The organism is Williamsia sp. D3 (assembly GCF_000506245.1).
Taxonomy (GTDB): domain Bacteria; phylum Actinomycetota; class Actinomycetes; order Mycobacteriales; family Mycobacteriaceae; genus Williamsia; species Williamsia muralis.
Genome location: NZ_AYTE01000023.1, coordinates 1 through 12,497 on the forward strand (window position 1 = coordinate 1; position 12,497 = coordinate 12,497).

Here is a 12,497-nt window from a genome sequence, read left to right on the forward strand (position 1 = left end):
GTGGGCTGGGGGGTGAGGCCCGCTCGGGATACTGGGACTCGCGCGGTCTGCGGGGTGCGCGTTGGCGGGTTGGGTGAGCTGAGGTTCAGGCGGGCTCGGGAAGTTGGGATTTGCTCGGTCTGCGGACCGCGCTTACGCGAGTTGGGGGAGCTGCGAGTAACGCGCGCTCGGGGTGCTGGTGTTTGCTCGGTCTGTAGGGCGAACGTTTGCGAGTTTGGTGCACCCGGGCTCAGGTGCGCTCGCGCCGCCGGGATTCGCTCGGTCTGTAGACCGAGCCAACACGAGTTTGGCGCACTGGAGCCGAAGCCCCGCCCGGCCCCCACACAAGATCAAGACCAACACCACCCACCCACCAAACTCCACCACCAGCTAATCTGGAAACACCTGTTATCAGATAGAAGGGTGGATGGATGAGCCAGAACAGTCAGAGGATGTCCCGGGAGGAGATGGACAGCCTCGACAGCAGTGTGTTCGCCAGGTCGTTATTGTCGATGGGGCGCACGATGAGCACGTCGAACGTCATCATGCAGCTGGCCAATCCGGCGGTGGGTTATGGCGTGGCCCGGAGCAAGGTGGAGAACGGGCGTCTTGATCTGCACCCGATCAAGCGTGCGCGAACCACGGGGTCGTATTTGGCGGTGGCGGTGTTCGGCAACGCCGACGACCGCAGTCGGTTTCGCCAGGCCGTCAATCGGCAGCATGTGCAAGTCAGGTCGGACGATGACAGTCCGGTGCCGTACAACGCCATGAACATCGACCTGCAGTTGTGGGTCGCCGCTTGTCTGTACTTCGGCTGGGAAGACATCTATGAACGCGTGCACGGTCCACTGACCGGTGAGCTGCGTGAGGTGTTCTATCAACAGGGCAAAGTGTGCGGAACCACCCTGCAGATGCCGGCCGAGGCTTGGCCCGCCAACCGCGACGCGTTCACTGAGTACTGGGATGAGCAGACCGCGACGATCTCGATCAGCGACGAGGTGCGTGAGTTCCTCCTCGGGATCGCGAACTTCGACTACGCGCACCCCGCCATCAAGAAGCGTTACGGGCCGGTCAAATACCGCCGCACCATCGGGTATCTGCCCCAGCCCTTTCGGGAGGCGCTGCGCGTTCCGTGGACGCAGGGAGACCAAGAGTGGTTCGACGACTATGTGGAAAAACTGGTCCAGAAAGAACGCAAGACGCCACTATGGCTCTCCCAGTTGGGTTTCCGACTACTTCTCTGGGATGCACGGATGCGTAGCCGACTGGGCCGACCGCTGGTGTGACCCGATCACTCGAACTGGGACTTGTACATCACCGAGTAACGTCCCTGCCGGGCCAAGAGCTCGTCGTGGGTTCCTTGCTCTGCCACCACGCCGTCTTCGATGACCGCGATGCTGTCGGCCTCGCGGATGGTGGAAAGTCGATGTGCCACAACGATGGTGGTGGTGCGAGTGGTGAGTGCCTCGAGCGCTCGGGCGATGAGCAGCTCGGTGCGTGAGTCGACGGCACTGGTTGCCTCGTCGAGCACGAGTATGCGCGGTCGGGCGATCATGGCCCGGGCGATGGTGAGGAGCTGCATCTGCCCCTCGCTCAGCGTGGTTCCGCCGTCGCCGATGACGGTGTCGAAGCCCTCGGGCAGGGCCTCGACGATCTGCAGCGCGTGACTCTCGCGAGCTGCTTCCTCGATGTCGGCGCGGGTGGCAGATGGATTGCCGAACGCGATGTTCTCGGCGATGGTGCCGGTGAACAGCCAGCGATCCTGGGTGACCATCGCCGCCTGGCCACGTACGTACGATCGGGGTGCGGTGTTGATCGGCTCGCCGTCCACGAGGACTGATCCGGAGGACGGATCGTAGAGCCGCAGAAGCAGGTTGGTGAGTGTGGTCTTGCCGGCGCCCGTGGGCCCGACCACCGCTACCGTTGACCCCGCCTCGACCTCCATCGAGAGGTCCTTGATGACGTCGATGGTTTTGGTGTCGTCCTCGGTGGACCGGCGATATCCGAAGCGCACCTTGTCGAATGCGATGGCCGGTGGTGCACTGTGACGTCCGATGGTCTGCTTTGCCGAGTCTTCGATCGCCGGTGCGTCTTCGACGGGCTCGGCCAGCAAAGACTTGATGCGGCCGAGTGATACGAGGCCGGCCTGGAGTTGAGCCATCATCGAGGTGAGTTCGTTGACGGGCTGACTGAACATCCTCGAGAACGACACGAAGGCCTGGACCTGCCCGACGGTCAGCGATCCACCGACCACCTGGATTGCGCCGACGATAGCGACTGTCAGATATCCGAATGCGGTGATTGCTTGCAGGACGGGCGAAACGGAGCCGGCGTACGACTGCGCGGTGCGTGATGACCGTGCGAGCCGTTCAGTGGTGGCCTCGAACTCGTCACGGGCCCGGTTCTGCGCCCCGTAGACCCGCAAGGTGTGGAGTTGGGCGTAGCTCTCGTCGATCTGTGAGGTGAGTCTGGCCGTTGCCTCCATCTGATCTCGGAAGTGGGGTCGTGAGCGTTTGGCGATCAACACCCCCGCGAGGATGATCAGCGGAATGGAGGCGAGCACAACAAGAGTCAGCTTCCAGGAGATGATCGGCATCACGACGAGAAGCGCGACAACGGTCAGCACTGCGCCGGGGAGTTTCACGAACAGAGGTGTGAACACCGATGACACGTTGTCGATGTCGGCGGTCACCTTGGTGAGCATCTGGCCCCGCGCAGCGGTGTCGAAGTAGGCGACAGGAAGACGGTGAATGTGCGACTCGATGTCGGCTCGCAACCGGTTCATCGCACGCTGGGTGAGGTTGTTCACCGCCGCGGCTTGCGTCCACGTACCCAGTGCGCTGATGGCGTAGACGATGACGAGCACGGCCAGAAGCGTGCCGACCGTGCCGAAGTCGATGCCGACTCCGGGCACGGCGTCGGCCCCGGCCACCACGTCGGCGTAGCTGCCGCGGCCGTCGGCGCGCAGCTGGGCCTCCGCCTCGGCGGCTGACAACCCCTGGGGGAGTGTCATGCCGATGGCACCGGTGAACAGGGCGTTGATGATTCCGGCCAAGATCAGCGGTCCGGCGATCAGTGCCGCGACGTTGGTCGATGCCAGCAACCCGACGGTGAACAGTTTGCGGCGTTCATGAGTCAGCCTGGCCAGCAACCACTTCAGATTCATGCGAGGGCAGCCTGGGAATCGAGGATCTCGCGGTACGTGGCACTGGAGGCCAACAGTTCGTCGTGCGAGCCGCGGGCGTCGATGCGGCCGTCGGTCAGGATCACTATGGTGTCTGCTCCGCTGGCAGACGACACCCGCTGGGCAGTCAGGAGGATGACGGCCTCCGGAAGAGACTGCCGCAGTCGGCGTTTGATGACACTCTCGATCTCCGCATCGAGGGCCGAGAACGGGTCGTCGAGCAGTAGTAGACGCGGTTTGGCGGCGATGGCCTGGGCGAGGGCGAGGCGTTGCCGTTGGCCGCCGGAGAAGTTCCTGCCGCCGTGACGTACCGGCTGTGCAAGACCCATCTCGTGGGAGAAGACGAAGTCGGACGCGCACGCCGTGGTGAGGGCGGCGCGGAGGTCCTCGTCGGTGGCTTCTGGGCATCCGAGCCGCAGATTGGCTTCGAGCGTCCCCGACATCAACGACGGTACCTGCGAGACGTATGAGATGTTCTCGTGCAACACCTCTCGTCGCCGCTCCCGCACGTCCACTCCGTCGATCAGCACCCGCCCGGATGTGACGTCGCTGAATCGGGGAATCAATTTGAGCAGCGTGCTCTTGCCGTCGCCGGTTCCGCCCAGTACGGCGGTGACCGTTCCAGGGCGGCACACCAGGTCGATGTCGATGAGCACCGCATGCTGCGCGCCGGGATAGCGAAAGCCGACGCCTTCGAGTTGCAGCGAGCCCGTCCGCGTTGACGGTGTCCGGTCGGTCAGTGGATCCTGCACCGACGGCTCCGTGTCGAGCACTTCCTTGATCCGACGGGCGCTGACCTGTGCGCGCGGGATGAGTGCGATCATCGCGGCGCCGATCGACAGTCCGATGAGGATTTGGGTCAGGTATCCGACAAACGCGATGATGCCGCCGACCTCCATCGTCTGATTGTCGACGAGAACGGCGCCGACGCCGATCACCGCGGCCGCCCCGATATTCGCGATGAAGATGATGCTGGGCAGCAATACAGCCTGCAGGGCGCCGATACGTCGCGCCGTTGCGGTGAGGTCTGTGTTCGCGGCATCGAAGCGCGACATCTCGAGTTCCTCGCGGCCGAACGACCTGATGACGCGGATACCCGTGAGTTGCTCCCGCAGAACTCGGCCGACGCGGTCAATGCGCATCTGCAACTTTTCATACGAGGGAATGAGTTTGCGAACGATGACGATGACCACGGCAGTGAGCGCGGCTGCCACAAGAACCACAAGGGGAGCCAGTTTGTAGTTCTCACTCAAGGCCATCACCGTTCCGCCGATGACAAGCACCGGCGCGGACGCGAGCACTGTCATCACGACGAACACAGCCAGCTGAAGTTGGTTGATGTCGCTGGCGCTGCGGGTGATCAGAGTGGGGATACCGAACTTCTGGAGATCGGTGTCGGAGAACGACTGCACTCGGGAGTACGTGGCGTTCCGGATGGACCGGCCGGCGCTGGTCGAGATATGGGACCCGATCACTGTGGCCAAGACCGAGGCGCACAGGTTGGTGAGTGCGAGCGCGAGCATGATCGTGCCGATGGTGACAATCGCGTCCATGTCGGCGCGGGCAATGCCGTCGTCGACGAGACGGCCGTTCAAGTTCGGTAGCAACAGGGTGGTGGCCGCCGCCGTGAGTTGTAGAACAAACAGCACGACGAGGGCCCAGCGGAAGGGCCGTAGGTGCGGCAGTAGGACAGCTCTGAGTGGTCGCTTGATGGGTTTGATCATATGCATCACACGTCCCCGAAGCGCAAGAAAGCGCTTCGGGGACGCGTAATCAATAGAGAACTAAGACTCGAGTTTCTAGTTCGCGCTTCCCGAGGCGAGGCCGGCGAGAAGTCCGCCGAGCAGCTGGAGGAAGTACATCAAACCCGATTCTGACGAGGTCATTTCGTGCCTTTCGGTGGTGAGGGGGTGTTCTGCTCAGGTCGTCGACGGTGAGCTGTCCGCCGGTGTTCGCGGCGAACCGGTCTCACGATGTCATCTCCGGGCCGTCTTGTCAGCATTTCCGGGTGGATAGTTCGCCAAGGAAGCGATCACGCAGGTCACGCCAAAAGTGCTGCGCCACAACAGGTCGCTGCGACCGACAAGCGACGAGTTGTCTTTTGTGGAGTGGGTGACAGAAAACGCCCCCGGGATGACGGGTCATCCCGGGGACGCGGTGAAGCTTCTAGCCAGCGGGCGTCTCGGTCTCGCCGCCGCCACCAAGGAGGCCGAGAAGAGTCTCGATCAACGCAACGAAATCAATTCCTTCGAGTGAACCCATTGCAATCTCCTTCTGTTGAATACATGAACAGGCCGGAGTTTGCCGAGGCGCATGCTCGTGTACTTAAATCCCCCGACTAACCGAGCCGATATCCACCATGGCATCTTCGATTCTCTTTGTCACCCCATTCGAGGAAAAGCAATGTGAAAAGAAGGCCAAGGGGTGCCTTGAAGTACGTTTGACCAGCGAGAATTAAGTCTTTCAACTCGCGAATTATTCTAATGAATTGGTGTCTAGAGTGCACAATCCTGAAACGTCCGGTGAACTCCCGGTGGACTGGATTCAGCCGGGCGCGAATGGCATTTGGATCTGTCGCAAAGGCGGTTGGCCGCCAGGGCAGCTTGACGATCGAGCCCCTGACCTGGCGTTTTGGACAGGTGGATATCGAATCGGCTACTGGGCGCACACGAGACCGATGACCAGGATATTGTTCCCCCGTGACGCGAACTGTGCGACGACTGAACTTCCCTGCCCGATCCTGGCGTGGCCTGCTGTCTGCAGCCGTGGTCACAGCGGCATGTGCATCGATGCTGACTGCGGCCCCCGCCTCTGCCGAGATGATCCCGACGCCGGGCATCTCGTCCCCGGGCGGCTCGACTCTCAAAGCGGTGAACAAGGTCGGACCGAAGCGGCTCGATCTGGTGGTGTACTCCGCTTCCATGAACCGGGACATCCCGTTGTCCGTGATCCTGCCGAAGGACCAATCGGCGCCGCGGCCCACGTTGTACCTGCTCAACGGTGCCGGTGGCGGCGAGGATGCGGCCACGTGGCTCGCCAGGACCGACGTCGTCGACTTCTTCGCCAACAAGAACGCAAACGTGGTCATCCCCAACGCCGGCGCGTTCAGCTACTACACCGACTGGCAACAGGATGATCCGGAGCTCGGCCGCAACAAGTGGTCGACCTTCCTCGGCAAGGAACTGCCGCCCATCATCGACAAGGCGCTGAACACTTCGGGTCGTAACGCGATCGCGGGCATCTCGTCGTCCGGCACCTCGGTGCTGAATCTCGCCATCGAACATCCGGAGCTTTACCAAGCCGTGGGTTCGTACAGCGGCTGTGCCACCACGGCGAGCCGATTGGGTCAGATATACATCCGCATCACTGTGGAGGCTCGTGGCGGCGGTGACCCTGTGAACATGTGGGGCCCCTACGACGGCCCGGGATGGCGTGAAAACGACCCGATCCTCAATGCTGAGGGTCTGCGGGGCCATTCGCTCTACATCTCGAATGCAACAGGCCTTCCGGGCCCGTACGAAAGCCTGGCTTATGTGAACGACCCGACGAAGCTCGCCGATCAGGTGGTCATTGGTGGCGGAATCGAAGCCGCAACCGGGATCTGCACGGCTTTGCTTGCGGACCGCCTCAATACGCTCCGGATTCCCGCGACATTTGATGTTCCGCCGGTGGGCACCCATTCATGGGGTTACTGGCAGGACCAGCTGCATCGTTCGTGGCCGCAGCTCGGCGGAGCGATCGGCGCCTGAGCGGGCCTTATAGGCACAGAAACACGCCCCCAGCGCTTGCTGGGGGCGTGTTTTGGTTTGCGGAGACTGTTGCCTAGCCGGCGGCCAAGCCGACGAGGAAGGCAAGAACTTCTAGAAAGTCGATATTGAATGTGGAAAGCATATAGTCCCTTTCGTCGATACGGCTGTGCTGACCGTGCCGTCAGGCCACCCCGGTACTCGAAGCTTTGAATACGTCAGCAGAAACAACCATCACATCTTGTGTGAGCGATTTGGTCATTCAATGAGCAAATCGTTACAAAAGTCATCTGTTTGATGTCCACCGAATTGGTGACTGTATCAGGTGATCAGAAAGCGCCTACCACAAGTGAATTACCAGCGTTTGCGAAGCCAGAAAGCGCGCATAGCGATAATCACGCCCACCAGCGACAACAGATCCGACTCGGTCAGCCCATTTTGGTATGTGTACGACAGCAACACATGACCTTCGATCGGTCCGTTGAACAACACCCAAAGGATCGAGACAAGTATCAGGATCACTGCCGCCGCGCGGCTGGGGCGAGCCAAGCACCACGCGCCGGTCACGAAAAGCAGGTTCAGCAGCACCAGGCCGTAGAACAGAGCTGGTGGAATCATCAGACCAGTATGTGGTCGTCACCGCGCTCGGGTTCGCCCTAGAGCGGGTGACAATCGCCACGCCCGTTTCAGTAGTAGAACGGGAACTCTTCCCACTCCGGTGAACGTTTCTCCAAGAACGCATCCCGGCCCTCGACGGCTTCGTCGGTCATATAGGCCAGCCGGGTTGCTTCGCCGGCGAACACCTGCTGGCCCATCAGACCATCGTCGGTCAGATTGAACGCAAACTTGAGCATGCGTTGAGCCGTAGGTGATTTCCCGTTGATGGTCTTGGCCCATTCGATCGCGGTGGTTTCCAACTCGGCGTGATCGGCGACCTCGTTGACCGCCCCCATGCGCTGCATGGCTTCTGCGTCGTAGGCGCGGCCCAGGAAGAAGATCTCTCGAGCGTTCTTCTGTCCGACCTGTTTCGCGAGGTATGCGCTACCGTACCCGGCGTCGAACGAACCCACATCGGCGTCGGTCTGTTTGAAGCGGGCATGTTCGCGCGACGCCAGGGTGAGGTCGCACACCACGTGTAGCGAGTGACCACCGCCGGCCGCCCACCCGTTGACAACGGCGATCACCACCTTGGGCATGGTGCGGATCAGTCGCTGAACTTCCAGGATGTGCAGGCGGCCGCCCTCGGCCTTCACCCGGGCGGAATCGACAGTGTCAGCGGTGTCGCCACCGGCGTACTGGTAGCCGGAACGCCCGCGGATTCGCTGATCGCCGCCGCTGCAGAAGGCCCAGCCGCCGTCCTTTCCGCTGGGGCCGTTGCCCGTCAGCAGGATGACTCCCACATCCGGGCTACGTCGGGCGTGATCCAGTGCGCGGTAGAGCTCGTCCACTGTGTGTGGACGAAAAGCGTTGCGCACCTCAGGACGATCGAACGCGATCCGGACAATCCCGTGGACCCGGCCTTCACCGGCATGCCGGTGATAGGTGATGTCGGTCAGATCGTCGAAACCGTCGACAACGCGCCACTGCGTGGGATCAAAAGGCTGATCAGATGGTGTGCTCATGGTGTTCGAGCCTACGTCGTGGTGATGTGCGCGATCGCGCGACGGGGAGATGCCTGACGCATCGTTCGCTTGCCCCTTGCTACCCAGGCTGATACGTAGTCGCGACGAGAAGAACCACAGCGATTAGTATTACCAAAACTATTCCGACGGCTAGTTGGATCCGCTGTCGGCGTTTGTATATTCCCCGAGATCCCATCGCGATATCGTAGACGTTACAAAAAAAGACTGAGTGTTTCAGTTACGACATGCGTTTCTCAAATCGCAATTATCTAAGCGCTATTGCAACACCGTGGACGGCGCCCAATTATTGCTGATTGAAGGACTGGGATCGAATGCTGGTCGTCCTGATCGTAGCCGGCTCTAGGAGGCGGGCGAGCCTCGCATCTCACCGTTCGATCTTTTGGTTTGGCATCGCCGGATGGTCACGCTCGTCAGAGTGGCTCCGATTGCTGTCCCAAGACCGTTCATCAACACATCGATTGGATCCGCGACACGTCCTGGCAGAAACATTGCCTGGCAGGACTCGATCATTACCGAGTAGAGAATCCCGAACCCTATTGCCGAAACCCAATGACGACGGCCGAGTGTGGCAACAAGAAGGAGTCCGAGCGGCAGAAATAGGAAGACATTGGCAGAGCGTTCGAGCGTAAAGAAGGTTATCCAAGCCGTCGCCTCGTAACGATCAAGGAAATCGAGAACCGCGTCAGCCAAAGGACTGCCTCGAGAGTCGTTGCGAGGAGAGAGTGTGATGACTCCGATGACCGCGATGTAGACGATGAGTGAGCCGACGATAGGACGATGTCGCCGGCGGGTTGTCATGCGACAGAGTTTTGCACGCAGGAGGCTCTGCGACACATTCGACTAGCCGAACGAATTAAGCTCTGACCCGCACACCAGGATTGAGCGATCAGAAGGCGAACAACGCCACCAGCCCAGCGAAGACGGCCACCCACACGGCCACGGAGGCTGCGCCGGCGATGAGAATGCCACGGGCAACACGAGCACCCTCTACATGATCAATCCGAAATAACCGCGAGTCCTCGAGTGCACTGGTCATGTGACCATGGTTCCCCGGATCGAGAAAAAGAACACCTTGTGTTATCTAACTGCAATCTGCCTCCCGGCGCCCTGACCCGCGCCGCTGGTGGGAACGTCGCTCGACGAGGTGCCGACGTTGTCAGATGAAGAGCGCGCAGGTCGGTGGACGCGGGTGACAATCGTGGCGGAGCGGATGATCGGACGGCTGCGGGAGACAGTGGCCAAACTCATGCGCTCCGGCGCATTGCCGCCACCATTGCTGATGTGACCGGCCCATCGCAGGTGGCATGGCGCTCGAACGATCGCCGCCATCTTCGATGCGTCGGAGTCTGTCTGACACCAGTCCCGCAGGATCTGGCCCTGACGAGAAGCCGGACGTGCCGAGCCTCGAACTGAAATCTACGCCAGGCCGTCGGAATCCACGGAGGCATCTAGCACTCTCGGCACCAAGCCAAGAGTCGTGTAAATCCCACGTGACCGCTGCGGGCTGGAGCGTCACTCGATCGGCAGGTCTCGTTGCCGCGGCCTTTGACCGCGTTCAAATGCTTCGGGTGGCCGGGCTGTTCTGCTGCTAAGCGTTGCCGTGTCGCTCGCCCGGGATGACGGCGTAGCTGATTGGCGCCTCGCGCGGGTTCTTAGGTCACGCGAAGCATGGCAGTGCCGATGCGGTTCGGGTGAGCGGGATCCCATTGCCAATCCCTGAGAGAGCGGCGGACCACCAGCGCCTCTCCCGAGAATCCGGACCGAAACAATCCTGGACCTACGGGCGGAGGAGGTTGATTTCCGTAACCTCCGGCGTAAACAGGAAAACGGTGTAGAACGAAGGCGGCGTTAGCCAGCCTTTGGAGCATCCCATATGTCCCATATGAACCCGAGCACAACGCCGACGGGACCAGCGCCCCGAGCCACTTTAATAATTTTGGCTACGTCCTTGAGCTGCCTATCCAGGTGTTCGATATTTCGGCGAGCTTCGGCCGATATCGAGGACCCGGCCGTTTTCGCGATATTCATCAGATCAGTCATCCGTTTATTCAGATCCCGTTGCGCGCTCTCCACAGCAAGCTTGACAATATCAGGCAACGAGCTGATGTATTGAACAACGGCAGAATTGAACTCCTTCTGCGCTTGAGTCAACGACTCGATCAACTGCTTGGGTGACTTCTTGGGGGGCGTTGCCGGTTTTGAAGTTGTCGGTTTCGGAGTCGAGGGCTTTTTGGTTGTAGTCTTACTAGGTCTAACTGTGGTGGTCGTTGACGAAGTCTTGGTAGTCGTACCGGGAATTGATGAAATGGTCGTGGTATTCGTCGGGTTACCCTTCAACGCGTCAGTGACGCCAATGCTGAGCGTTACGGGATTATTTAGGTACGGTGGCTCTCCCGTAATGTACATGCACCTATTTCCCGGCGACAGCGTGCATTGCGGCAATGCGACCGCCTCGCCAGGCAGAAGCTGGACCAAGGTCTGATTACCCGACGCAGGGTCCTCGAATGAAACTTGCACCACGTCAGACGAGTTATTGGAATACAGCACGCCTGCGCTCGTCACCAGGAAAGGGCTGTTCTTTTCCGACATGTTCACGTACGACGTTCCGGATTGGTCTACCGCGGTGACCGACTCGACAACATCGTTCGACGGGTCTGAGTCGGCGTTCCCGCTGCCGACTATGTAATGACACCGGGCGCCGGTATTGATATTGCACTCGGGAAGCGCTACCGATTCCCCGTCACGAACAACAAAGGTCTGCAACTCGCCACTCGCATCATCGAACGAAACCTCCATCTGGCGACCAGTCCGATTTGAGTAGATCAAGGCGTGCTGATCGCCCGAGAATCCCGTTCCGACTCCCGGCCCGGTCGCCATCGCGTCCGTTACGTAGTTCCCGACTTGGACCGGAGGAAGATTATCGAGCGATCGATACATTAGAGGTGTATTCGTGTCGCGCAGGTCGAAAAAGCCGACCGAACACGATTGCGCCGTCGCCGGACATCCTGGAATCGAAACAGTGTCGCCCGCCGGATAAACGTGGTTGGTTCTAACGCCGTCGACGTTGACGTCGACCATGATCTCTGCGCCAGTGCGGTTTTCATACACCGTTGCATCGGAGTTTGACGCGGGGACCGTTACGGTGGCAGCACCTGTTGCCAAGTTGGACGCCAGTGCCCGAGGCGACACTGGACTTTCTGGGGACGGACTCGGCGGGGCGCTTATGGGGGCCCTCGTCGTCGATTCAGAAGTTGCCAACTCCACGATCGGCGTCGCAGTTGTCGGCACCGGCCTATTTCTTGGGTTATTCGATTCGTCTTCGCTGTCCGGTTAAACCGGCGGAACAGATGCGGGAGGCGCTACGGACGCGCTGTCCTCGGCCTCGCTGGCGGAGCTCACAGGGACGCCTGTCAAAGTGACTGACGGAGAAGGGAGCGTCGCGCTGTCGACGTCGGGAAGGGCCGGGAGCTCGACGGGAGGTTCGGTCTCCATTTCGGTTGTAGCTTGGGGGTCAACATCCGACAGAGTCGGTTCCGGACCCGCATGAGCTAGATGCGCCGGTAGAAGCAATGACATGAGTCCGACTACTAAGGCCATAGAGACACTCCGCAACCACGGATTCTTCACCGACGACTCCTATCAGTACCCGCCCGCAAGCAGCACATCATCAACGGGCCGGCGGCGAAAGCGCGCATTCGTACTACACAAATGGACGTTTGCGTCAACGGAAATCCGGCGCCGATCTTCGCCGCCTTATGATTCTGAATCAGCTTCCCGGCAACGCCATTCAGGCAATACCGACCGTGCTCATCCTCGTCGTTGGGCTTTGGGACCGCAGTAGTTTGCAGCGTACTTATGAGGAAGCGCAAAGCTGTTGTTGCGCCGCCCAATAGAAGTTCATACGAACGATCTACCGCCCCGCGTTGCTGAGCTTTCAAGGTGAGC

General features: G+C 60.5%; 11 protein-coding genes. 4 read left to right on the top strand and 7 right to left on the bottom strand.

Annotated elements, in window-relative coordinates:
* Window positions 1-410: 410 nt before the first annotated feature.
* Window positions 411-1,265: an oxygenase MpaB family protein gene (locus tag W823_RS44590; RefSeq protein WP_031332458.1), complete on the top strand. Its 855-nt coding sequence runs from the start codon at window positions 411-413 to the stop codon at window positions 1,263-1,265.
* 5 nt (window positions 1,266-1,270) lie between these two features.
* Here the strand turns inward: W823_RS44590 and W823_RS44595 are convergent, their stop codons facing one another.
* Window positions 1,271-3,145, bottom strand: coding sequence for an ABC transporter ATP-binding protein (locus tag W823_RS44595; protein ID WP_023958891.1), 1,875 nt, complete (start codon window positions 3,143-3,145; stop codon window positions 1,271-1,273).
* The gene (locus tag W823_RS44600) at window positions 3,142-4,887 is read right to left on the bottom strand and encodes an ABC transporter ATP-binding protein (protein WP_023958893.1); all 1,746 of its coding nucleotides are present in this window, start codon (window positions 4,885-4,887) and stop codon (window positions 3,142-3,144) included. Before W823_RS44600 ends, W823_RS44595 begins: the two co-directional genes overlap by 4 nt.
* Window positions 4,888-5,275: 388 nt before the next feature.
* Between W823_RS44600 and W823_RS58135 the strand changes: the two genes are divergently transcribed.
* A complete protein-coding gene (locus W823_RS58135) occupies window positions 5,276-5,419 on the top strand; it encodes a hypothetical protein (RefSeq protein WP_161634017.1) in 144 nt (47 codons plus the stop codon).
* 533 nt (window positions 5,420-5,952) lie between these two features.
* On the top strand, window positions 5,953-6,912 hold the full coding sequence (locus W823_RS44610; RefSeq protein WP_051406547.1) for an alpha/beta hydrolase family protein: 960 nt from the start codon (window positions 5,953-5,955) through the stop codon (window positions 6,910-6,912).
* A 351-nt stretch (window positions 6,913-7,263) separates the two neighbouring features.
* Here W823_RS44610 and W823_RS44615 read toward each other — a convergent pair whose 3' ends face one another.
* From W823_RS44615 to W823_RS58140, 4 genes are all read right to left on the bottom strand, one after another.
* Window positions 7,264-7,527, bottom strand: coding sequence for a hypothetical protein (locus W823_RS44615; RefSeq protein WP_023958899.1), 264 nt, complete (start codon window positions 7,525-7,527; stop codon window positions 7,264-7,266).
* A gap of 68 nt (window positions 7,528-7,595) precedes the next feature.
* Window positions 7,596-8,531 carry a 1,4-dihydroxy-2-naphthoyl-CoA synthase gene (locus tag W823_RS44620; RefSeq protein ID WP_023958901.1) on the bottom strand — a complete coding sequence of 312 codons (936 nt, stop codon included), beginning with the start codon at window positions 8,529-8,531 and terminating at the stop codon, window positions 7,596-7,598.
* Between the two features lie 360 nt (window positions 8,532-8,891).
* Entirely contained in the window at window positions 8,892-9,350 is a 459-nt protein-coding gene (locus tag W823_RS59645) for a VanZ family protein (RefSeq protein WP_152538081.1), read from the bottom strand.
* Between the two features lie 88 nt (window positions 9,351-9,438).
* Complete coding sequence (locus W823_RS58140) at window positions 9,439-9,588, bottom strand: hypothetical protein (protein WP_023958903.1); 150 nt, start codon at window positions 9,586-9,588, stop codon at window positions 9,439-9,441.
* Between the two features lie 117 nt (window positions 9,589-9,705).
* Here W823_RS58140 and W823_RS59315 point away from each other — a divergent pair, with 117 nt between their 5' ends.
* The gene (locus W823_RS59315) at window positions 9,706-9,837 is read left to right on the top strand and encodes a hypothetical protein (RefSeq protein ID WP_255326198.1); all 132 of its coding nucleotides are present in this window, start codon (window positions 9,706-9,708) and stop codon (window positions 9,835-9,837) included.
* Between the two features lie 563 nt (window positions 9,838-10,400).
* On the opposite strand, the gene W823_RS58430 is transcribed toward W823_RS59315, so the two are convergent.
* Window positions 10,401-11,660, bottom strand: coding sequence for a hypothetical protein (locus tag W823_RS58430; RefSeq protein ID WP_152538082.1), 1,260 nt, complete (start codon window positions 11,658-11,660; stop codon window positions 10,401-10,403).
* Window positions 11,661-12,497 lie beyond the last annotated feature (837 nt).